Source organism: Candidatus Methylomirabilota bacterium, from assembly GCA_028870115.1.
In the GTDB taxonomy this organism is placed as follows: Bacteria; Methylomirabilota; Methylomirabilia; order Methylomirabilales; family Methylomirabilaceae; genus Methylomirabilis.
This window is the reverse complement of record JAGWQH010000064.1, coordinates 1-21,677: the sequence shown is the minus strand read 5'-3', so window position 1 is coordinate 21,677 and position 21,677 is coordinate 1. Positions and strand designations below refer to the sequence as shown.

Sequence of the window (21,677 nt, the reverse complement as noted above, 5' to 3'; positions counted from 1 at the left end):
CGTCAGATTGCCATGCTGGTGATGGGGATAGAAACATCGACAGTGCAGGGAGGGGTAGCGCTCGTATCAGGGCAGGGAGTGTTCTGCGAATATACTCTGAATGTCAAGGCGACGTACAGCGAGCGACTGTTGCCTTTGATCGATCGAGCCTTGCAGGATGCCGGGATCACCATGGGCCAAGTCGAAGGTCTCGCCGTGGCTGTCGGGCCGGGCTCCTTCACCGGTCTGCGAATCGGCCTGAGTACCGCCAAAGGTCTGGCGGTTGCGGGGGGTCAACCGCTGGTCGGCGTATCGACCCTTGAAGCCATGGCCTGGACGCTCCCGTTTTGCGCTCATCCGGTGTGTCCCATCCTCGATGCCAGAAAAGGTGAAATCTATTGTGCCCTGTTTCGCCACGAGGGAGATCGGCTGATCCGCCTGGCGGACGATGCGGCCGTCGCGCCGGATGAGCTGTTGAACCGCATTCATGAGCCAACCGTGTTCCTGGGTGATGGCGTGGCGTCCTACGAAGGGCTGTTGCAATCGAGGCTGAAGGAGCTGGCGCTTTTCCCCCCTCTCTCTGGACGCGGAGGACGCGCCGCTGCTGTCGCAGAACTGGGACGCCGCCGTCTCCTGCAAGGCCACCGGGATGATCTCGCCCAACTGGCCCCCCATTATCTGCGGCCATCCGAAGCGGAGTTGAAACGCCTTGGCAGATTCGCTCAGGTAGGTTCGTAGTACCGGGACGCAAGCCCACATTATGATGATGAGTAAGACGAGACTCGGAGTCACGTGCGATGTGATGCGCAGAGAAGACCTGCCGGAGGTTCTGGTCATTGAGAGCCTCTCGTTCGCCGAACCGTGGACCGAGGAGATGTTCTTGCACGAGCTGAGTTCCGAGCGGATCGCCGAATCGCTCGTGGCTAGGATGGACGAAGGCTCTGGCGAGCGAATTGTGGGCTTCCTGTGCGCGTGGATCGTTAGCGGGGAGTTGCATATTAACAATATCGCGGTGCATCCGGGCTATCGAGGTCGCGGAGTCGCCTCTCAACTGCTGGATACGATGCTTGGCCGAGCCCATATCAAGGGTGTGACAGTGGGCTACCTGGAAGTGAGGGCATCGAACGAGGCGGCTGCTGCGTTGTACAAGTCTTACGGTTTTCAGCCGATCGGCCGTCGCCGCAACTACTACGAACACCCGCGGGAAGATGCCATCGTAATGCGCAGGGAGCCGCTCTAACTTCACGGGGGCCTGGTATACTCAGAAATAAAGATTGCAATGGGTCATTGCGAGCGCAGCGAAGCAATCTAACCGTTCTTCGCCCGCAAGTTTCCCGATCTCATGAAAACAGGACGGTGAGATTGCCACGCACTCTTCGGGTGCTCGCAACGACAGTCGAATGAACGGGTTGCCTTGCCAAGCGCTATTCTTGAGTTGTAAAATCTGCTTTCAGCCTTCTGCGGCAATAGGCTATAGTAAGTGAAGTAAAAGAGGAGCGGGTGGTAAGCGTAGCTGGGGGAGAAGGAGCACAGATGATCGATAAGGAACTGCTTGAGATCTTGGCGTGCCCCGCCTGCAAGGCCGAGGTGGTGCTCGACGAGCCTGCGTCAAGGATCGTCTGTACCGCCTGCGGGCGGCGCTATCCTGTTCGGGACGGTATCCCCGTCATGCTGATCGACGAGGCGGAGTCTGGACCGCCGTCGAAGCAATAGGGCGATACGTGGTGTCCAAGGTCAGGGTCAGATTCGCGCCGAGCCCGACAGGATATCTGCACGTTGGAGGGGCCAGGACCGCGCTGTATAACTGGCTGTTCGCCCGCCATGAGAACGGAGATTTCATTCTTCGCATTGAAGATACCGATGCGGAACGATCTACAGATGAATCGACGACGACGATCCTCGAGGCGCTTCGCTGGTTGGGCCTGGACTGGGATGAGGGTCCGGAAGTGGGCGGGCCGGTTGGACCATACCGCCAGGCTGAGCGCTTGAAGCTATACCAGGAGTACGCCCAGAAACTCCTGGATGAAGGGAAGGCCTATTACTGTACCTGTACGCCGGAAGAACTGGAGACCCGGCGCAAGACAGCGCTTGCGGCTGGGACCTCTCCGAAGTACGACGGCCGCTGCCGTCAACGGGGTAACGACCTGGGGGGAGTGGGCGGAAGAGGCGCTGTCGTCCGCTTGCTGGTCGGGGAGGACGGGAGCATCGAGATTGCGGACCTCGTTCATGGCCCCATTCGCTTCGAGACCGGCGATCTGGATGACTTCATCCTCCTCCGCTCCGACGGGATGCCGACGTACAACTTTGCCGTCGTGGTGGATGACGTGCTGATGGGCATTACGCACGTCATCAGGGGTGATGATCATATCTCGAATACGCCACGTCAGATCACGCTCTATGAGGCGCTAGGCCTGTCAATCCCTTACTTTGCCCATATCCCGATGATCCTAGGGCCTGATCGCACCCGCCTCTCGAAACGGCATGGCGCTACGTCGGCCTTGGCCTACCAGCAGATGGGCTACCTGCCTGAGGCGGTTGTGAACTACCTGGTGCGGCTTGGCTGGTCGTACGGCGACCAGGAGATCTTCACCCAGGACGAGTTAATCAGATACTTCAGCCTCGAGAAGGTGGGCAAGACTCCCGCGGTCTTCGACCCGGTTAAGCTCGAGTGGCTGAATGGCCAGTATATTAAGAAAACCGCCCCTGATCGACTGACGATGTTGCTCAGACCTTTCTGGGAAGCGGCCGGCGTGAGTCGAGAAGAGATGGACCAGAGGGGTGAGGGCTGGCTACAGCGGGTAGGCGGCCTTTTTCAGGAGCGGGCCAGAACCCTGACGGAGCTCGCGTCCTCGTCGAGGTTCGTGTTTGATGGGAAGATCGAGCGCGACAAATCTGCAGTGAGAAAAGTTCTCACTACGGAAGCAAAAGAGAGGATCCGCGCGCTCGTGCCGGAAATCGAGGCGTTGCCGACCTTTACTGCCGCACCCCTGGAGTCGCTGTTCCGGACGAGGGGGACGGCCCTCGGTTTGAAGCTGGTCGACTTGGCCCAGCCGTTCAGGGTTGCGCTGTCTGGAAAAACCGTCAGTCCCCCCATCTTCCCGATTATGGAGTTAATGGGATGGGACGCGGTGCGAAGTCGGGTAGAAGAAGCACTGGAGGAGGCAGGATGAAGATTGAGGCGCTGCTTGATGAGCTTCGGCAGGAGTTCAACAAACTTGATCGGGAGTTCAGGCTGGAGATTCCGAAGAAGATTCAGGTCGCCAGGGAGTTAGGTGATCTGCGGGAGAGCGGCGAGTACGAAACGATCAAGGATCGGCAGGGGTTTGTCAAGGCCAGAATGGCCTTCCTGCAACAGCGGATCGCGGAGATCAGCAAGATTGATCTGAGAGCTATCCCGAAAGACCGCGTCGCTCTGGGCAGCACCGTCCATCTTGTGGACGAAGAAACCGGGGAGGAATGCGTCTACACCCTGGTTTTTCCCGAGCTGATGGACAGCACACGTGGCTGGATTTCGGTGGCCTCCCCGATCGGGCGAAGCCTCATCGGCAAGCAGGCCGGCGATCGGGTCGTCATGAATATGCCAAGTGGGACCAAGGCTTTCGAAATGATGAGGCTTCAGACGCTGCACGAGAGATCACAAGGCAACTCCGATGGGGCGGGCTCATGACACTCAATCGTACCCTGCAACCTCTCGTGGTCATTGCGAGCATAGCGAAGCAATCTCACCGTTTTTCACCTTGACTTTTCTCTACTGTTTGTAGATAGTGTGAATGTCCAAAGGGATTCCCTTTGGACATTCATTTTTGCTTGGGGGGTCGTCCAACGGTAGGACGGCAGACTCTGGATCTGCTTATCGAGGTTCGAATCCTTGCCCCCCAGCCAACTCGTGAACAGTTGTTATATCGCCGTTAGCCAGCCCCCGCATAATTCTCGTGCGCCATCAGGCTTTCTATCGAGTGCCCCCGACAATTGACTCACTGTGGTCTACTGTTCGGGTGTAAGCGCGGCCCTGCAGGTGCGTAGCGTAGGTAGGAACGCCCTCCGTGACGACCGAGAGACCAGCCGGCGTAGTGGACGTGTAGAGCGTGCGAATGTCGCTTGAGGCCTGATACCGCTCCCACGGGCCGGCGCTGCGAAGGACGGCGGCCAGTCCCTTGTCAAGAGCAACCAGGATTACAATGTCGGTACTTCGTGCATGCCCCTAGCTCATGCTGTCGGATGCAGTTGTCGAAGTGTCGAAACCAGAACGCTCTCAGCCTCAGAAGCTCGCCTACCCGAAACCTCGACACAGATTGCTTGGTCGTGAGGGAGCGGTATCGAGACCCGGGCAGCACAGTATGGGCAAGACACTTCAACGTACTCGGTGGGGTCGTTCTCCCCCATCTGCTCGGTCACAATGAGTCCTCTTCCGGCACATATCGGACAAACGAAATCATTCGGTATGTTAATCGAAAATGTCAGGCAACGATGTAGCCGTTGCCAAGACTACCCGGCTACTTGGGTTGAATAAACTTTGTCCATTCATCCATCGTTGCCACAGGATGGATCGCACCTTGCTGCGTTGGGATAAGGGGCTCAAAAAACTCAAGCATGCTACGATAGTCTTTAGCTTGCACAATGATGTAGTAGACATGCTCTGTTGCGCCAACATAGGCTCCAAGAATTTTGAGTCCCTTCTTTGCTGCTTCCTCACGTTTAGCCCAAAAGTCAATGAGCATTTGAGCGCCTTCTTTACACCTGCCTGGGCAATTTTCCGGAGTATGGGTCCAATGGGCAACAAAGTGCATCCCAGCGTTTTCGATTTTTTCCCCTGTAGAGGTCATTTTCTCATCCATTTTCGTCTCCTCAACTACACGGTTGCGTTTTGATACTAAGGCAGCTACTGGGCAACCCATTCAGCAGCGTTCTGACTATGAAGTAGATTGGTCGGCTTACTCTCGTTAGCTATTTTCGTAGTTAGCGATGATTCTATTGTGTTGTTCAACGATGGGCAAGGAATTTCTGGCTATGTCAAATGGGAGCAACACTGCACGTATTGTTGTCAACCTATTCCACTCTAGCCGAACCACTCTCCGGGCTCTGGACTCCTCTACCGCCGCGATTCAAAACATGGATATAGATCATCGTGGTGCTGACATCCCGATGACCCAACAGCTCCTGGACCGTCCGGATATCGTAACCCTTTTCTGGCAGATGGGTGTGGCAAAAGAATGGCGAACATTAATGAAAATCGCGGCTGGGGGCGGTGGCGAGGTCGCGGTGTATTGGCGGCTGCCAGAGGCGTTCGGCGACGAGATGGACGACGCCCTGTCCTGCCTGTGCGTGCCTGCCTGTGTCGTGCTCGGCACGGCAGACAGGTCCGCACGCAGACAGGTCGACCTGTAGGGTCCCGGTGACGCCTAGGAAGGTAGCCGTCTTGGCCAAGGTGGCATGCCGCTTAAAAACGTTCGGCCAGAGGACGATGTTGACAAAGCCGGTCTCGTCCTCCAGCGTCATGAAGGTGACGCCGCCTGCGGTGCTGGGCCGCTGGCGACAGATGACCAGACCGGCATAGCGTACCCGCCGACCATGCCGCATGGCGGAGATCGCGCGGGCATCCAAGAGTCCCTTCGCCTTCAGCGCTTCCCGCAAAGGTGCGAGGGGATGACCCCGAGGGCTGTGGTCAGTTCGCCGATAGTCCCAGGCGATCTCTTCGCTGGCGTCAAGCGGTGTAAAGGCGGGGATGGTCTCTTGGACGATCGTCGGCAGGGAGGTCGCAAAGGCATCGAGTCCCAGCGCCTCCCACAGCGCCATCCGGCGATCCAGCCTGTCCTGAGTAACGCTGGAGGAGCGAAACCTCTCGAAGGCGCCCGCCTCAGCCAGTGCCGCGAGTGCTCCTTTGTCCAACTCGGTGCGATGGACGAAATCTGTAAGCGACGCGAAGGGCGCGATGCGGCCTGTCTGCGTGCAACGCACAGGCAGGCGGGCGCCCTCGATTCGCATCCAATCGTCTTCGCCCAACCCCTTCACGTACCGCAGGCCCATCCGTACGGCAGAGCCGCCCATGCTCTGCGGGCAGGGCTCCAGGATGCAGTCCCAGGCGCTCGCCGATACATCCACGGGTCGCACGATGAGACCGTGGCGCTTGGCATCCTCGACGATGGTCGCCGGGGCGTAGAAGCCCATCGGCTGGGCGTTCAGCAGCGCGCAGGTGAACTCCGCCGGGTAGTGGCGCTTGAGCCATGCGGTCGCATAGGCGATCAGGGCGAAGCTGGCGGCATGCGCTTCGGGAAAACCATACTCGCCGAAACCGCGAATCTGGGAGAAGACACGCTCGGCAAATTCTGCTGCGATTCCCTTGGCCTGCATGCGCGAGATGAGGCGTTCGCGGTGGCGCTCGATTCGACCCGGCCCTCGCCAGGCTGCCATGTCGCGCCGGAGCTGATCCGCCTCGCCGGGGGTGTAGTCGGCGGCGATCATCGCCAGACGCATCACCTGTTCCTGAAACAGCGGCACCCCCAGCGTCTTCTCCAGTATCGGTCGAAGGGACGGATGAGGGTAGAGGACCGGCTCCTCGCCGCGTCGGCGACGCAGGTAGGGGTGGACCATGCCGCCCGTGATGGGTCCGGGGCGGACGATACTCACCTCGATGACCAAGTCGTAGAAGGAGCGAGGCTGAAGCCGCGGGAGCATCGCCATCTGGGCCCGGCTTTCGATCTGAAACACTCCCACGGTGTCGGCCTGCTGGATCATCTCGAAGGTTGCCGGATCGTTGGGCGGGATGGCGGCCATAGAGAGATCGAGGTTGCGGTGTTGCTTCAGCAGACGGAAGCAGAGATCGAGGTGGCTGAGCGCTCCCAGCCCCAGCAGGTCCACTTTGAAGAGACTCAAGGCCTCCAGGTCGTCTTTGTCCCACTGGATCACCGTGCGGCCCGGCATGGTGGCATTCTCGATGGGGACGATGGTCCAGATCGGATCATGTCCCAGCAGGAAGCCGCCGGGGTGGATGGAGAGATGGCGAGGCGTCTCCAGGATCTCGTTTGCCAGCCGCAACAGATGCCGGTGCAGCAGCGTCTCTGGGTCAAGACCGGCCTGTCGCAGTGTCTCCGGCTCGATGTTGCCGTGGTGGGAGAGGAGCTTGGCCAAGCGGTTCATGGAAGTCTCCGGCAGGCCCAGCGCCTTGCCCACGTCCCGGACCGCCGACCGAGGCCGGTAGCGGATCACATTGGCCACCATCGCAGCATGGGAGCGCCCGTAGGTGTCGTAGACATGCTGAATCACCTCCTCGCGTCGGTTGTGCTGGATATCCAGGTCAATGTCGGGCGGCTCGGCGCGCTCCTTGGAGATGAACCGCTCGAACAGCAGTCCCATCCGCACCGGGTCGATGGCCGTGATTCCGAGACAGTAGCAGACCGCCGAGTTGGCCGCCGATCCCCGCCCTTGGCAGAGGATCGCCCGTTGTCGGCAGAACTCGACGATCTCCCACATGGTCAGGAAGTAACCCGGGTAGTCGAGGGCGCCGATGAGGTGCAGCTCCGTCTCGAGCTGCCTGAGGACGTCTGACGGAACGTCATCGCCGTAACGGCGTCTGGCCCCGTCGAAGGTGAGCTGCCGCAATCGCTGGGCGGAAGTGGCGCCGTCCGGGAGACGCTCCGAGGGATAGCGGTACCGAAGTTCGGCCAGGGAGAAGGCGCAGCGGTCGGCCACTTCCTCAGTTCGGGCGATAGCCGCCGGATCGTCGGCGAACAGGATCGCGAAGTTATGAGGCGACTTAAGATCATGCTCGGCGTTAGGCTTAAGTCGACGACCCGCAGCCGAGACAGCGACGCCATAGCGAATAGCGGTCAGGACATCCTGTGTGGGGCGACGGGCCTTGGTGTGATAGAGCACTTCCGTGGCCGCCACGAGGGGCAGGCCATAGCGGGCGGCGCGCGCCCGCAGTCGAGCCTCCGTTCGGACCTCGGAGGCTTGGCGGTGCCGGACGAGAAGTGCATAGAGTCGATCGCCGAAGGCCTCGCGCAGCAGGCCCAACACCTCACCAGGACCTGTCTGTGCGTCTCCGCACGCAGACAGGTCGGCCTCGCCCGCAAGCAGGCTCTGCTCACCGCCCCACAGCGCAATCAGGCCGTCTGCGTGCCGGCAGACCTCTTCCCATGTGACAGACGACTCCCCCTTTGGGGAGCGAAGCCGTCCGGTGGTGATCAACCGGCAGAGGTTGCTGTAACCGTCCCGATCCTGAGCCAGAAGAACGAGGATCGAGTGACCTGTCTGCGTGCGGGGACGCACAGGCAGATCGGCCAGCGTGACCTGTGCGCCTATGATCAGATGCAGATCGAGCTCTTTCGCCTTGGTATGCGCCCGAACGATCCCATAGACGCCGTCGCGGTCGGTCAGCGCCAGCGATTTAAGCCCCAAGCGGTAAGCTTCTTCAACCAACTCGTCGGGGTGGCTCGCGCCTTCAAGGAATGAGAAATGACTCTTGCACCAGAGTGGTGCATATGAAGCCATAGTTCTGAAAACCCCCTCACCCGCGTCGTTGCGAGGGAGCGTAGCGACCGAAGCAATCTCACCGTTCTTGATGATCTGTAGAGCAGAACGAGTAGATTGCCACGCTCCCGGTGGTCGCTCGCAACGACATGCTATGTAAATGTATCTGTGTATTACAGCTAGTTATGACGTTTTACTCAACTGTTCCATGAAGAAACCAATAACGGCGATTCAGGTCGTAATAGACCCAGAGCAGCTCGCCGCGCCGAGTCTCGGCGAAGTAGTAGTCGCGATGCGTCTCTGCCTGTGCGTGCTCGCACGCAGACAGATCCCGTCCCCACCATCCGCCGCTGATGATATACGGTCCGTGCAGGTGTGAGCCGGGCGGTAGACGCAGCGGGATCGGCTTGGCAAAGATCCGACGCACCAGACTCCGCTTTGCGGTCCCTAGCGCCTGCTTCCTGGTTCCTGGTTTTACCTCTAATCTCCAACCCTCAATCCCCAACCCCTGTTCTAATGGCTCCCACCTAAAACTCGCTTCAGGCAGGTGACCGTCCGCGAGTCGTACTCGTCCTACCGCCTCATCTCCAAAGGTAGCCCGGATGCGGGCCAGCGCCCGATTGGCTGCCTCCAGATCGCGCCGGGGCCGCTCTACGACCTGTCTACCGTGCCGACACAGGCAGGTCAGTCGATACTGCTCGGCTGGCGCTGGGATACCCGCTGCCATCAACTCCATCTCAATCACCCCAGCCGGCAGTTCTATCGCATCAAGCCGCAGCCGAACCAAATCGAGGATCTGTACCGGATCCAGCGTCGGGGCCGCTGGACAGACGTGCTCCTCGCGCCACCTGTCTGCGTGCGACGCACAAGCAGGTCCGTTCCCGCCTGCCTGGCTGGCAGACAGGTCCAGCCGGAGGCGAAGCGTGAGCCAGACAAGCGTCTCGCCTCGGACGACTAACGCTTTGAGTAGCGGATGGAGCAGCCCTTTTAGGTGGAAGAGCAGGCGCGTCGCGTCGGTCTCGGGATCGTCGAGGACGAGCCGTTGCCGGATCGGCTCTTGTAACTTGCGTGGCTGCAGAGGTGTCCATAACTCGCCGGACGCCATCCGGTGAAGGCGATAGGCTGCTGGTCCGAAGCGTGTGAGCAGCCCGCCGGCCGGAAGGGCGAGGAACGCGCCTACGGTCGTTACACTCAGCTTCACGAGCGTATCCCGGAGGTCCGGATCAAGCTTCAGGTGTTCGAGCCGAACCTGCCGCGCTGCGGCGCGCTCATCGGCGGGATTATCAAATACCACCGTCCCATCCTGCGCCTTGGCCATGGCATAGGTACCAAAACGTGTGAAGCCTACGACTACCGTCGCGCGAAAGCCCACGTCGTTCAGGTCGGCCGCGATCAGCCGCGCCCACGCCTCATACGACCGATAGAGGCGAGTAAGCCCTATTCCGTTGAGCCAAAAGACGCCGGGCTCCTCAGTGGACGGCTCGACCTCCGGCGTAAAGCGTCTGAGCTGTTCCGCAACTGCCTCGACCGCCTCGTCGATTTCGACTGACGGGATCACGCCGGCCCGCAGGTCGGCCGCAAGCGAACAGCCGGCGGCGTAGCGGAGACCTGGACGCACGCCGGCCTTCCGCGCTGCTGTATTCACGTAGCAGATGAGCCCTTGTGGTCTATCTTCAGCAGCCACGGCCACCGGGCAGGCCACCCACTCGGGATGACGCCGGAGCAAAAGCTGCAAGGGGAGGGCAGGGAGGCTAACGCAGGCCATCCGGTCCATGACAGACCTCCGCATACCGCCAGGTCGGACCTCGACGCTTATCCTTGAGGACGGTAAGCCCACACGAAAACCGGCCATCGGCAAGCCGCTCTCGCCGAGCGGCAACCCTGAGAGAGACGAGTGGACCCAGCGACGGGGCCTCATCCCCCTTCGCCGTAAGGCAGAGGAGCGCGGTCTGATGCTTGTGCGCAAGCCCTGCCAGACGGGTCTGGATCGGAGTAGGCACATTGATATTGGCACCCAAGTCGAGTACGATCAGGCCGAAGGCGCCCGACCGTACGAGTTGGTCCGCGGCGCGAGCCGCGGCCCTGCTGTCAGGGACCCGGACAATCACCATGGCGTCGAAATCGATTCCTCCCTCAGCTACGTCGGGAGGATAGAAGAGGCTGTTGTCACGTGTGATCCAGACTACCGGCTCCCCATGCCGCTGCGCCTCCAACACCAGCCCGAAGGCCAGCGTGAGCGGGGCCGTTGCCCCCATACCCGAGATCTCCACCAGCCGCCCGGCGATCTGCTCAAGACTCCACCATGTCTCTTGTGTGCTTCTCTCTCGCCGCAGCAAGAGGAACTGGCTACCATACAATTTCTTACTATACATATGACTAATACTGTGAGCCAAAAAAACACCCATCCATCAGTGACTGCAAGTGCGCAGAGGTCGGCTTGAAGATAGAGCCTTCCGTGTCGCGCTCTCCGGCACCTCATCCCAGGTTTTGCCGTCCAGGATACGACCCGCGCGCTTCTTGTTCGTACCGCCCCATTGCTTGAAGAAAAAGGGTACGCTGGCCTGACGACATGCCTGCAAGATTTCGATGACCCATGATCGCTCCATCGGACGCGCCCCCGGCCCTGATTCGCCGCCGACAATGACCCAATCGATGCCGCGCAGTTCGACAGCGCCAAGCGATTCCAACAGCGGCTCGAAGGAGATGAACTTCATGGCTGCCGAGGTGTATCGAAGGTGATCGATCCTGTACAGATACTGTCTAGCCTCAGCACTGACACCCATCCAGATGTTGTCCGCCCACGGCAGCGACGACGCCAATTGTCGGAGTCGCTCGGATCGCTTGGTGAGTATCTGGAATTGATGCCAGTGCGCCTGTCTCATCACCTCAAACACTCGCGTGACGTACTCGACGGACACCTCTTCGTGAAAGAGATCGCTCATCGAATTAACGAAGACCCGACGAGGCCGCTTCCAACTGAGTGGAAGCCGGAGCATCTGTTCCTGAAGCGTCACCTCGAAGTCGTTTCGGTAGTTGTAGTTGCCCATGGCCTGCAGGCGATGGGCCAGCCGCTCCGCATAACAACGTAGGCATCCTGGGCTAATTTTCGTGCAACCTGTCACAGGATTCCAGGTCGCGTCGGTCCATTCAATGCTCGTGCCTTGGGACACAGTGAACTCCCTACGGCAAATCAAGCTGAAGCATCCAAATCGACGGTACCTCCATCGCACCCGGCTTGAAGCAGGAATGGAAGAGCTTCTCGATAATCTGCGAATATCGGTTGGCTTCGGCCATTCGATCACCTTTTGGCTTCGATAAGCTTTACGCCTGTATGCTGATGATGACTTCTGGGACCGGGCCAGCGCAGTATCACCACCTCTTCACGCAGTTGATCCTTTGTTGCGGTTGCCAAACGGGTGCGAAACAATTCTATGCTCTCGACTTGATAACCCAGCGATTCGGCAATATCCGCCAATAACTGGCCCGTCCGAATCATGACTCGCAGGTAAGAGGCTTGATCCCCCACGACGTATGCCAATCGCGCACCTGTGCGCAGTATACGGTGCGTAATTCCGCAAGATGACGTGCCATGCCACCAAAATACAGTTTCGCAACTTTATGATACTGACGCTCGAAACCCGATGTTTTCCCGAGCTCGATTCTGCGCTGTTCGATTGCCTTCGCAATGCGCTGGATTTCATCCTGATCAGCGATCCACTTGTCGTCATCGTCCCCCTTGTACACTCCACGTGTATTGGAACGGACCAAGCCTTGCTTCAAGGCCTGGAGATCATCCTTGCTGTTGATGAAACCTAGCAATACCGACTCGAGACGAGTTGTCCTGGTGTAGTCCTTTTCATTAGGATACGGTGGCGAAGTAATGACGGCATCGATTGTGAAACCGGATAGGAGCTGTGAAATCCGACGAGCGTCCCCATTATAGACTGTCGCGGATGCACCACCCGTCCTTTGCAAACATCGAAGGTCAGCGGCGACCGTCTCGACAGTAGCCAGCCACGGCGCGACAACTGGGCTATCTGGCTTAGCAGGACCAATACCGACTTCCGGGCCAAAATGGAGATTGCTGATCACGTTGACAAGTGTTTTGCCTAGCGCCAACAGTTCATGGTTTCGGTACCGGTCGTCGCGGATTTGATCGAGGCACTCAAGCAGAACGAGTGTCTTATGCAGGGGAAGTGGGCTGATCGAATTTGCTAGGAGAAGTTTTTCCTTTTCCGGGGGAAGTTTCCGCAGGGCTTCCGTGCAGCCTGGGCCGGCTCCACGAGTCCGATTGAACAGCGGTAGGGGAGACTGATCGTCGAATCCTTCCGAAGCGAGCTTTTTACTTGCCAGTTCAGCCACTTCCCTGGCGTGCTTCAGAAGTTCGTCGGGGTCAGGTGACCAATCTGTCTTCACGATACTCGCAAAATACGCAAATGGATTCGCCTCCACTCCGACGCTCGGAATATCGAGTTTCTTGCATTCTACGATTGTCGTACCTGTCCCGCAGAATGGATCGAGAACCATGGAATCCCGGTCCATGCCGAACCGGTGTAGATAGTCGCGCACCAGGTGGGGTGGAAACGAAAGGACGAACCGATACCAGTCATGTGCGAGCCGATCCTCAGCCGCAAGCTTGTTCGAGGTGCCGTTTACAGAGCGCATGGGTGCTTGGAGATTTTGTTTCATAGTTGTACCATACCTAGACGAGGCTGATTCTCTTGCCTTTTCGAAGAGCTGTCAAGCGCAGGATCACATCCGAATTTTGTTCGTGAGTATCTCCCACCACATACGCCAGTCACCGAGGAAGCTGAGCCTGGGATATTTGAACGTGGCCGGCTTGTTATGTTCGAAGCAGAAATGACCGATCCATGCACAGGTGTAGGCTTGCACAAATGCCACCGGAACCAGCCACCACGTTTGCGTGACCACGGCAGCAAGAAGTAGCGAGACACCGATCGTGGTGCCGATGAAGTGCAGCAGTCGACAGATATGATTGGAGTGCTCGCTAAGGTACAAAGGATAAAACTCATCAAATTTCATGTACTTGGCTTACAGCTTCCGAAAGACGCCGATGACCTTACCCAGAATCCTGACGCGCTCCCCGTTCTCGATCCTAATCGGCGAGAACTGCTCATTCTCCGGCTTGAGAACGACCGTCGTGCCGTCCAATTGGAAGCGCTTGACCGTGACCTCGTCCTCGATCATCGCTACCACGATCTCGCCGGGGTGGGCCTCCGACTGCGCCGTTACGAGTACGAGGTCACCGTCAAAGATGCGGGCATCGCGCATGCTGTCGCCCTGAACCTTCAGGAGGAAGGTCTTCCCACTTCCGGTCCATTCCCGGGGAAGCGGATAGGTGGCCTCAACGTGCTCGTCGGACAGAATCGGCCGGCCGGCCGTCACCCGGCCGAGCAGGGGTGTAAGGGTGGCGCGTTGCTCCCGGCGCAGGTCGATGGCCCGAGCCCGCTTGGGCGTGCGTGTGAGATGGCCGGCCCGCTCCAGCCGCTCGAGATGATACTGGACGCCCCGGATGTAGATCTTCACGTGCTTGGCGATCTCGCGCTGCGTCGGGGGGGCGCCATGCCTGGCCTTATAGGTGGCGATGAAATTCAGGATCTGCCGCTGCCGGTCGGTGAGCGCCATCGGGTCTCCCTGGTTGTTCTCCTCTCAATCGTCTACACTCCTAGTATTATACATTAGACTACTACGTCAAGAAAAAAATTTGTTAGCGTGAAGATCAGCTCTTCTCGCGCACCTGTAATTCCTTAATCAGACGGGCAAGATAGATTCGCTGCAGGCCGAGGGCGCTCGCGGCCTTCGATTGATTGCCTCCCGAACGATGCAAGGCCTCCCGGATGATCTGTCGCTTGTACGCCACCACAGCCTCATGGAAGTCACGAGGTACATCTGATGCGGGCGACTCCAGTGCGCTGGTGAGGACAGTCAGTGGGAGGTCTTCCGAGGTGATTCGATCACGAGTGCTCAGAACAACGGCTCGCTCGATAAAGTTCGCCAGTTCTCTCACATTGCCCGGCCAATGGTAGTGTTGCAGCAACTCCCATGCATCCGGAGTGATCTCCTTGATTCGCTTGCCCAGGTTGTCGCAGTGTCGGGTCAGAAAGTGATTGGTCAGAGGGACAATGTCCTCTAGGCGGTCTCGGAGTGGGGGAAGAGAGACGGAGACGACATTGAGTCGGAAGAAGAGGTCCTCTCGGAATAATCCTTCCCGGATCGCTTTGTCCGGGCGTCGGTTGGTGGCGGCGACAAAGCGAAGATCGACCCGTATCGGCTTCGTCCCGCCAACCCGCTCAAACTCCTGCTCTTGCAGGACGCGGAGCAGCTTCGCCTGAAGGCGCGGCTTCAGGTCACCGATCTCATCGAGGAAGGCCGTCCCGCCATCGGCCAGCTCCAACTTCCCGTACTTGCGCTGGTGGGCGCCTGTAAAGGCCCCCCGCTCATGTCCGAACAGTTCACTTTCGAGCAACTCTTCCGACAACGCCACGCAGTTGACGACCACAAAGGGCTTATCCCGTCTTGGACTCCATTGGTGAATGGCTCTCGCGAACACCTCTTTTCCGGTTCCGCTCTCGCCCAGCAGGAGGATCGTCGAACCGCTGGCCGCCGCTCGCTTAGCGGCCTCGATGGCGTTCAGGATCGACGAACTGTGACCGATGATCGGCCGATCGTGTTCCCGGATCTCCCCCGAGAGCAGGAGGTTTTCCCGCTTCAGCGCCTCGCGTTCCAGCGCCTTACCGATGACCACTTCCAAATGACCCGGACTGAGCGGTTTGGTCAAGAAGTCGTAGGCGCCGGCCCGCATAGCTTCCACTGCCTTATCGATAGTGCCATACGCAGTCATTACGATGGCTGTCGTCTCGAGCCCCTCATCGCGGATCGCCTTCAGCACCTCGAGACCACTCTTATCCGGTATCATAAGATCGAGGAGAGTGATCGTCGGCGACTCCTCTCTCAGTCGCGTCAGCGCCTGGACACCGTCGGACGCCTCCACGACCTCACACCCCATAGCCTTCAGGCGATCACGCATTACCTCCCGAATGTCGTGGTCATTGTCTACGATCAGGATCTTGCTGTGGCTGGGGATCATCGTGCGTGCTCCGCATCGGCAAAGATTATCGTTTCATGAGTCTGCGCCAGAAGCTGTCGGGGCAGGATACTGTAGTGCCCCTCTGAAAGTCAACAAGACTTATGCGCCAGGAGAAATCGGATGCGGGTCGTCCCTTACGGGGTGAATGGGATCGGAGAACTCGATGAGGCGATTGCATAGGCAGCCCTGTCACGGTCTGCGACAAGGCCGGGGTCCATATCGGTATCGCTTCCTCCAATGGAGCCAGGATAGCGGATAACCCGGTCGATGATGAGCGGGATGTGCGGGTCGTAGGCCTCCACGTGGATGCCCCAGACTGAGCTGTTCCCTGATGGCTGCAGCGTATAGGCTACGGCCACCGGTACCCGTTGTCCATCTCGCTCCTGGTATACACCGGGCATCTCCCCGTAGACGTTATCCCGCAGACGCGCTAACCGCGCCAGATAATGGCTCTCCTGATAGGCGACGGGCATCTCTTCGGCGAAGCTTCCAACCGGCGTACTCACCTCTAGCTGTCCGGCCTCGGTGCGCCTGATAGTGGTGACGTTCTGGTAAGCGAACTGAATCTGATTCGGGTCCGCTCCGGGCTTGACAACGAAGGTGGATCGCAGTCGGTCGCCTGTGATCGTGTAGAGCAGATCGATACCCGGCCAGACGTCCCGATAGTGCAGAGTAGCAGAGGCAGGACGTCTGGTCTTCTCCGCTGGTTGGGAGTCGGTTGAGGGGCGGATGGTGGCTGGCGTCGACTCCTGCCATTGGGGGATCGCAGCCGAATTGCTACCCACAAAGTTGAGCGCACCGACCCAGCGCGAGGGGACGGTTGCTTGCTCCCGGGCAATTGGCCATCGGTTCCAAGTGATCTTTTGGGCGATGCCTGGAGAGAAGCTGGATCCGGTTAGGGTGAGCGTGAGACCCTGCGGCGTAAAGGACAGAATGGTTTCTCGCCCCTGAACATCGTAACTAACGCGAGAAGCCATCCGCCCTCGGTTTTCGATAAGAGCGACAGGGGACTGACTACGGGCTATCTGCATCGTTCCCCTTCGCGTCGCCTCTGCCGTCGGCGCGGATGAGTGCGCAGCCGGCGGCGGGGTGGCTGGGATGGCGGTAGTCCGGACGGCACTGGCAGGCCGCGTGTGGGAGGAGTCCACCAGCCCGATCGCCAACGCCCCGAGCGTCATCGCCAGCACCCCGGCACCGGCCCATCGGCTGGTGCGCCGCTCCGACCAGCCTGTTGGGGAGCCACTGCAGCAGATATGATCCGTCGCGCTGATCTTCAGCGTGGGCTCGTCTGACCTCACTGGTTGCTTGAAATACTGCTCCATGTTATGCCCCTCCGTTAAGATCTCTATCACGACAACTGTCCTTAATAACAAGAGGCATGCCAAAACGGAAATCCCACAATAGATTTCTCTAACTCTTCGATTTCAGGCTAGTTAATAGAGTGACTTGGCCAGCGGACAGAGAGGATCATATGCAAGAGGTAACTTTCACGTGAAACGGGATGTTTCAGTCGGTTTCACTCTGAAACATCAACGGCCCGTAGGCGTCAGCAGTTAATCTGGTAGGCCTCTGTCTATGAGAAGGGCAGTAAAAGGAGAAGTCCGGATTGTCGGATCGGTCTTATTCGCCGGAGTCCACCTGGCGGGAACCCCAGGGGATCTGATAGGCCTTCATTCGACGCCACAGTGTGGTGCGACTGATCCCCAGATCCTTAGCGACCAGCGCGAGATTACCTTTCCGCGACTGGAGTCGCTCCAGAATACAGTCTTTTTCAACCTGCGTTAGAGTAGGGCTCCCTGCGGACTTAGAGAGATCAGAGGGACTCGGCAGCCATTCATCCAGATCGAGCCTGGATCCGTTACTGAGAAGGACCGCTCGCTCTATCAAATTCTGTAATTCCCTGACGTTACCCGGAAAGTCGTATTCGTACAGGCGCTGCATGGCCTCTTGGCTCAGCCCTATGACCGGCTTCTTCAGCTTCTTGCACTGTTTTTCCAAAAAGAAGTCGACCAGCAAGGGAATATCCTCCCGTCGTTCTCGTAAGGGAGGAGTTCTGATGGGAAAAACACTCAGGCGGTAGTATAGATCCGCCCGAAAGGTGCCCTTTTTGACCTCTGACTCCAGGTCTCGATTAGTTGCCGCGACGATTCGAACATCGACCTGTCGGGATTCGGTCTCTCCGATCCGCCGCATCCTGCCATCCTGAAGAACCTGAAGCAGCTTGACCTGCATCGTAGGGCTCATCTCGCTGACCTCGTCCAGGAAGAGGGTCCCCCCGTGTGCCACCTCGAAGAGCCCTTTCTTGTCCTGTACGGCCCCCGTAAAGGCGCCGCGCCGATGGCCGAACAGCTCGCTTTCCAGAAGGGTCTCCGGTAGCGCCCCGCAGTTTTGCTCGATAAACAGTCTTCCTCGTCTCGGGCCGTGATGGTGGAGGTGGTGAGCGATTACCCCCTTCCCTGTTCCTGTTTCTCCGGTTAGAAAAATCGTAACAGAGCTATCGATGACCTTCTCCATGAGATCGAAGACCCGCTTCATGGCTGGGCTCTTGCCGATGATGGTGCCGGAAAGAGGATCCCTTTCGACCTCTTGCTTCAGATAGAGATTCTCCGCTTGTAGCCGTTCATTGGCCGTCTGAAGCTCCTTAAGGAGTCGCTGATTCTCCATGGTCAGCTCATAGCTTTCGAAGGCGCGCTTGACGGTGATCTTCAATTCATCCCGACTCCAAGGTTTGGTGATATATCGATAGATTCTGCCGGCGTTGATGGCTCGGATGAGGGACGTGGTGTCTGTATAACCTGTGAGGATCATCCTGATAGCCTGGGGGCGCTTGTCAATGGATCGCTCGAGGAATTCGACCCCTGTCATCTCCGGCATTCGTTGATCCGCGATGATGAGGGCGACTTCCTGCCGCTCCAGGATTGCCAGCCCCTCAGCGCCACTGCGGGCCAGAAAGACATCATAGTCCTCTTCGAACGTAAGGGAGAGAGTCGTTAAGATATCCCTTTCGTCATCTACGATCAGGATTCCGTATCGTTTCATCTCACACCCCCCTCCACTTCACCGGGAGCTCGACGGTGAACTCCGTCCCCTGGCGATCATGGCTCGACACGCGCAGGTTGCCGCCGTGCTTTTGGATGATCCCATAGCTGATGCTCAGGCCCAAGCCCATTCCTTCCCCCACCTTCTTTGTGGTAAAGAAGGGGTTAAAGATCTTGGCGAGATTCGCTTGAAGAATGCCGCAGCCGTTATCCTTGATGACGATGATGACCTTATCTCCATGGGAAGCCGTTCTGATCCAGACCTCTCCTGTCTCAGGGATCGCTTGGGCAGCGTTGAGCAGCAGATTCATGAACACCTGGTTGATCTGGCCGGGATGACATTCCACCTGTGGCAGACTCCCGTACTCTCGATGGATAGTGATCCGATCCTTGTACTCCTTTGTCAGGAGGCTGAGGGTTGTCTCGATTCCCTCATGCAGATCGACAGGCACAGGAGTGACATCATCTGCCCTGGCAAAGGTCCGGAGGTCCATGACAATCTTCGTAATCCGTTCCGTTCCCCGCTTGCAACTGGAAACCAGTTCATCCAATGCATTCAGGCCGAGTTCTGCTCCTTTTCTCAGCTCTTCCAGCTGCTGAAGGGCGGGCCAATCGGGCAGATCGAGCGCCTCATAGGCCTCGATGATCCCTTTCAGTCTCAGGACATGTTCCCTGATGAAATCCATATTGCAATGGACGACACTGATGGGATTGTTCAATTCGTGAGCCACTCCCGCCACCAGAAATCCTAAGGATGCCATCTTCTCGGAATGGAGGAGCTCGCTCTGGGTCTGGGCCAGCGCTTCCTCGGCTCGTCTCCGCTCGGCGATCTCACGCTGCAACTCTGTCGTGCGCCTCTCCACGCGCTCTTCAAGTGTATCGTGCGCGGTCTGTAACGCGATATCGCGTTCTTGGATCTGTATCAACATCTCATTTAATCCATCGGTGAGCACCCCAAGCTCATCGCGACCAGACCCTTGCACCCGGACCGAATAGTCTCGTGTCTCTGAGACGGCCTTCACCGTCCGCACCAGATGCTGGATCGGTTCGGAGATCACCTCTTGAAGTCGTGATGACACGAAGAAGGCCACCGCGGAGGAGGCAAGCAACACGACGATGGTGACGATGGCATACAATATAAGATGCCTCGCTACCTCCTGTAGATCGGACTGAAGCCAGATCGTGCCAATCCTTTCATGGTCAAGGACGATCGGCCGAAAGAGGGTCAAGCGCGTTCCCTCCAGGGTGTCGCCATCTGCTCGGGGTCTGAGGGGGATTACCTCCGGCTGCCGATCCCCACGATGGTATGTAGCGAAGAGGGTTCCCTCCTTCGTGTAGATAGCCGCCGAGTTGATTCGATGAATCGCTCGCAGTCCCTGTAGCGTCAGTTCTGCCCCCCCGGGATCGTTAAAGGTCAGCGCGGCCGTACTGTTCGCGCCCAGGATATCTGCTGTGCTCATAAGCTCACGCGTCATGCCAGACCGGAAGATTGCCAATTCGTAGATCACAAAGGCCGTCCCGGCCAGCACCAACGCCATAGCCGTCGTGAGTAGGGAGATGCCCATCAGCTTCTTACGGATCGGGGCATCCCGAAGGAAGCGCATCTTACTCCACCCCCTGGACGATCCTTGCCAGCTTGAGTAGTTGCGAGCTGATCTTCAGGTGTGCCCGCTCGGCGGCTTCGAGGTTGATCTCAAACCGGATCTTATTCTCGACCCTGATGAAGTTGATCGTCCCGCCGCTCCGGGCAAATCCTTCTACATCACTGACCACCAACGTGCCAGAACCCGCCAGTCTGTTCCAAATCTCCTTCAAGCGACCTGCTGCTTCGGGGCTGAGAAACAGGACATGAGCGAATTCCAGATCAGCCAGCCCCTTGAACCGTTTGACCACCACCGTACGGCCCTTTACCTCCTGCCCCTCAATAGCGGTAAGCGCATCCGATACGGGGCTCTCGCCCAGCACACCGATGATGATGGTGCTGTTGCGAAGCGCTTGAGGGGGCCACTCGACAAACTTAATGAACTGGTAGAGAAACGCCGCCTTGACTTGATACTCAAGGGGGGGTGGAGAGGCGGGCTCCGCAAGGGGCATCCCGCCCCCCACGAAACCGGCGACCGACAGCGCGACGAAGAGTGCGACCTTTCGAATCATATTCGCCCAGCGGCCAACCTTTAGATTAGAATCGCCACGTAGCCTTCACTACGGCGCTGCGCTGGATCTCTGTAGCGCTGATAGGGTCAACATCAACGCGACGAAACTCCGGATGGCGGTTGTCCAGAAGGTTCTGGCCGACCAGGCTCAGATCGAACGCCTTGGTTGGACGCCACCCCAGGCGGAGATCGAGTCGCAGGTAACTCGGAACTGCCGGGTTCAGGTCAGACAGTCGATCGACAAAGAAGGCTGCCGCATCGAACTGAAGATGCCAGGGGAGGTCCAGAAGAGAACGCGCCTGCACTTGGTGGCGTGGTGAATGTCCTATGTTGACGCCAATTGGGTGCTGGCCCGCATTGGGGTGGAGTTCGATATTAAGGTAGGAGTAGTTGAGATGGAGTTGCCAGAAGCTCAGAGGCTGCCAGGTAGTGGCGATCTCGATACCATACGTGTTCCCGGACATCTGGTTGGCGAACAGCAGAGGCTGCACGATATGAGGCAGGCCCGCGTCCGTCACAAGCGTAGGGGCGCCAGGATCGGCCGTTCCCAGGTTGTCATAGTGCGTGTAGAAACCGGCCAGATCGAGCGTCAGCCACTCGACCGGCTGTACCCGGTAACCCAGCTCGAAGGCGAGCGATTCCTCAGAGGTAAAGTCGGAGTTACCCACCGTTTGGACGAGCGTAGGAAGCCCGCCGGGGCCAGGAAACGCGGCGGTATCGATCCGCATATCGCGTCCCGCTCGAGATGGCGTCCGAACCGCCCGCGAGACCGCCGCCCATACCCGATTCCAATCGTTGGGGGAGTACAGCAATCGCGCGTTCGGCTGGAACTCGAAACCGGAGAACGAGTTGTGCTCGAATTTGGACCCGAGGGTAAGCGTGAGCCGATCCTGGATCAGCGCGATCTGGTCCTGGATAAATCCGCTTACCAGG

Annotated in this window: 18 protein-coding genes, 1 tRNA gene and 2 pseudogenes; 6 read left to right on the top strand and 15 right to left on the bottom strand. The window is 58.5% G+C overall.

Translation table 11 applies throughout. From position 1 onward, the window contains the following. Positions 1–12: 12 nt before the first annotated feature. The 6 genes from tsaB (at position 13) to KGL31_07075 (ending at position 3,861) form a co-directional block, all read left to right on the top strand. Positions 13–717 carry a tRNA (adenosine(37)-N6)-threonylcarbamoyltransferase complex dimerization subunit type 1 TsaB gene (gene tsaB / locus KGL31_07100; protein ID MDE2321668.1) on the top strand — a complete coding sequence of 235 codons (705 nt, stop codon included), beginning with the start codon at positions 13–15 and terminating at the stop codon, positions 715–717. 64 nt (positions 718–781) lie between these two features. Then, positions 782–1,219 carry a ribosomal protein S18-alanine N-acetyltransferase gene (gene rimI / locus KGL31_07095; GenBank protein MDE2321667.1) on the top strand — a complete coding sequence of 146 codons (438 nt, stop codon included), beginning with the start codon at positions 782–784 and terminating at the stop codon, positions 1,217–1,219. A 293-nt stretch (positions 1,220–1,512) separates the two neighbouring features. Beyond that, the gene (locus KGL31_07090) at positions 1,513–1,692 is read left to right on the top strand and encodes a Trm112 family protein (protein MDE2321666.1); all 180 of its coding nucleotides are present in this window, start codon (positions 1,513–1,515) and stop codon (positions 1,690–1,692) included. 11 nt (positions 1,693–1,703) lie between these two features. Beyond that, a complete protein-coding gene (locus KGL31_07085) occupies positions 1,704–3,149 on the top strand; it encodes a glutamate--tRNA ligase (GenBank protein MDE2321665.1) in 1,446 nt (481 codons plus the stop codon). Further along, a complete protein-coding gene (locus KGL31_07080) occupies positions 3,146–3,646 on the top strand; it encodes a transcription elongation factor GreA (protein ID MDE2321664.1) in 501 nt (166 codons plus the stop codon). The genes KGL31_07085 and KGL31_07080 overlap by 4 nt, the downstream gene beginning before the upstream one ends. Positions 3,647–3,787: 141 nt before the next feature. After that, a tRNA-Gln gene (locus tag KGL31_07075) sits at positions 3,788–3,861 on the top strand. Positions 3,862–4,472: 611 nt separating this feature from the next. On the opposite strand, the gene KGL31_07070 is transcribed toward KGL31_07075, so the two are convergent. From KGL31_07070 to KGL31_07000, 15 genes and pseudogenes are all read right to left on the bottom strand, one after another. Continuing rightward, positions 4,473–4,814, bottom strand: a complete 342-nt coding sequence (locus KGL31_07070) for a DUF3303 family protein (protein ID MDE2321663.1) — start codon at positions 4,812–4,814, stop codon at positions 4,473–4,475. Between the two features lie 211 nt (positions 4,815–5,025). Beyond that, positions 5,026–5,178, bottom strand: a pseudogene (locus KGL31_07065) (tyrosine-type recombinase/integrase). A gap of 21 nt (positions 5,179–5,199) precedes the next feature. Further along, positions 5,200–8,466: an error-prone DNA polymerase gene (locus KGL31_07060; protein ID MDE2321662.1), complete on the bottom strand. Its 3,267-nt coding sequence runs from the start codon at positions 8,464–8,466 to the stop codon at positions 5,200–5,202. Between the two features lie 172 nt (positions 8,467–8,638). Continuing rightward, entirely contained in the window at positions 8,639–10,219 is a 1,581-nt protein-coding gene (locus tag KGL31_07055; GenBank protein ID MDE2321661.1) for a DNA polymerase Y family protein, read from the bottom strand. Then, a complete protein-coding gene (locus KGL31_07050) occupies positions 10,197–10,817 on the bottom strand; it encodes a recombinase A (protein MDE2321660.1) in 621 nt (206 codons plus the stop codon). Before KGL31_07050 ends, KGL31_07055 begins: the two co-directional genes overlap by 23 nt. A gap of 36 nt (positions 10,818–10,853) precedes the next feature. Beyond that, on the bottom strand, positions 10,854–11,615 hold the full coding sequence (locus KGL31_07045) for a phage Gp37/Gp68 family protein (protein ID MDE2321659.1): 762 nt from the start codon (positions 11,613–11,615) through the stop codon (positions 10,854–10,856). A gap of 128 nt (positions 11,616–11,743) precedes the next feature. Then, positions 11,744–13,110, bottom strand: a pseudogene (locus KGL31_07040) (DNA methyltransferase). Positions 13,111–13,197: 87 nt separating this feature from the next. Further along, on the bottom strand, positions 13,198–13,488 hold the full coding sequence (locus tag KGL31_07035; GenBank protein MDE2321658.1) for a DUF962 domain-containing protein: 291 nt from the start codon (positions 13,486–13,488) through the stop codon (positions 13,198–13,200). Positions 13,489–13,497: 9 nt separating this feature from the next. Beyond that, positions 13,498–14,091: a transcriptional repressor LexA gene (gene lexA, locus KGL31_07030; protein MDE2321657.1), complete on the bottom strand. Its 594-nt coding sequence runs from the start codon at positions 14,089–14,091 to the stop codon at positions 13,498–13,500. A 94-nt stretch (positions 14,092–14,185) separates the two neighbouring features. Then, positions 14,186–15,553, bottom strand: coding sequence for a sigma-54-dependent Fis family transcriptional regulator (locus KGL31_07025; GenBank protein MDE2321656.1), 1,368 nt, complete (start codon positions 15,551–15,553; stop codon positions 14,186–14,188). Positions 15,554–15,687: 134 nt separating this feature from the next. Beyond that, entirely contained in the window at positions 15,688–16,905 is a 1,218-nt protein-coding gene (locus KGL31_07020; protein ID MDE2321655.1) for a hypothetical protein, read from the bottom strand. A gap of 268 nt (positions 16,906–17,173) precedes the next feature. After that, on the bottom strand, positions 17,174–18,592 hold the full coding sequence (locus tag KGL31_07015; GenBank protein ID MDE2321654.1) for a sigma-54-dependent Fis family transcriptional regulator: 1,419 nt from the start codon (positions 18,590–18,592) through the stop codon (positions 17,174–17,176). A gap of 1 nt (position 18,593) precedes the next feature. Beyond that, positions 18,594–20,195, bottom strand: coding sequence for a HAMP domain-containing protein (locus tag KGL31_07010; GenBank protein ID MDE2321653.1), 1,602 nt, complete (start codon positions 20,193–20,195; stop codon positions 18,594–18,596). 1 nt (position 20,196) lies between these two features. Next, positions 20,197–20,745, bottom strand: coding sequence for a YfiR family protein (locus KGL31_07005; protein MDE2321652.1), 549 nt, complete (start codon positions 20,743–20,745; stop codon positions 20,197–20,199). 25 nt (positions 20,746–20,770) lie between these two features. After that, on the bottom strand, positions 20,771–21,677 hold a 907-nt coding region (locus KGL31_07000; protein ID MDE2321651.1), incomplete at its 5' end, for a TonB-dependent receptor.

What these genes read in the sequence shown, in the direction of transcription:
- tsaB (MDE2321668.1), top strand. Translation starts at nt 13, where the DNA reads ATGCTGGTGATGGGGATAGAAACATCGACAGTGCAGGGAGGGGTAGCG.
- rimI (MDE2321667.1), top strand. Translation starts at nt 782, where the DNA reads ATGCGCAGAGAAGACCTGCCGGAGGTTCTGGTCATTGAGAGCCTCTCG.
- KGL31_07090 (MDE2321666.1), top strand. Translation starts at nt 1,513, where the DNA reads ATGATCGATAAGGAACTGCTTGAGATCTTGGCGTGCCCCGCCTGCAAG.
- KGL31_07080 (MDE2321664.1), top strand. Translation starts at nt 3,146, where the DNA reads ATGAAGATTGAGGCGCTGCTTGATGAGCTTCGGCAGGAGTTCAACAAA.
- KGL31_07070 (MDE2321663.1), bottom strand. Translation starts at nt 4,814, where the DNA reads ATGGATGAGAAAATGACCTCTACAGGGGAAAAAATCGAAAACGCTGGG.
- KGL31_07060 (MDE2321662.1), bottom strand. Translation starts at nt 8,466, where the DNA reads ATGGCTTCATATGCACCACTCTGGTGCAAGAGTCATTTCTCATTCCTT.
- KGL31_07055 (MDE2321661.1), bottom strand. Translation starts at nt 10,219, where the DNA reads ATGGACCGGATGGCCTGCGTTAGCCTCCCTGCCCTCCCCTTGCAGCTT.
- KGL31_07050 (MDE2321660.1), bottom strand. Translation starts at nt 10,817, where the DNA reads ATGTATAGTAAGAAATTGTATGGTAGCCAGTTCCTCTTGCTGCGGCGA.
- KGL31_07035 (MDE2321658.1), bottom strand. Translation starts at nt 13,488, where the DNA reads ATGAAATTTGATGAGTTTTATCCTTTGTACCTTAGCGAGCACTCCAAT.
- lexA (MDE2321657.1), bottom strand. Translation starts at nt 14,091, where the DNA reads ATGGCGCTCACCGACCGGCAGCGGCAGATCCTGAATTTCATCGCCACC.
- KGL31_07025 (MDE2321656.1), bottom strand. Translation starts at nt 15,553, where the DNA reads ATGATCCCCAGCCACAGCAAGATCCTGATCGTAGACAATGACCACGAC.
- KGL31_07015 (MDE2321654.1), bottom strand. Translation starts at nt 18,592, where the DNA reads ATGAAACGATACGGAATCCTGATCGTAGATGACGAAAGGGATATCTTA.
- KGL31_07010 (MDE2321653.1), bottom strand. Translation starts at nt 20,195, where the DNA reads ATGCGCTTCCTTCGGGATGCCCCGATCCGTAAGAAGCTGATGGGCATC.
- KGL31_07005 (MDE2321652.1), bottom strand. Translation starts at nt 20,745, where the DNA reads ATGATTCGAAAGGTCGCACTCTTCGTCGCGCTGTCGGTCGCCGGTTTC.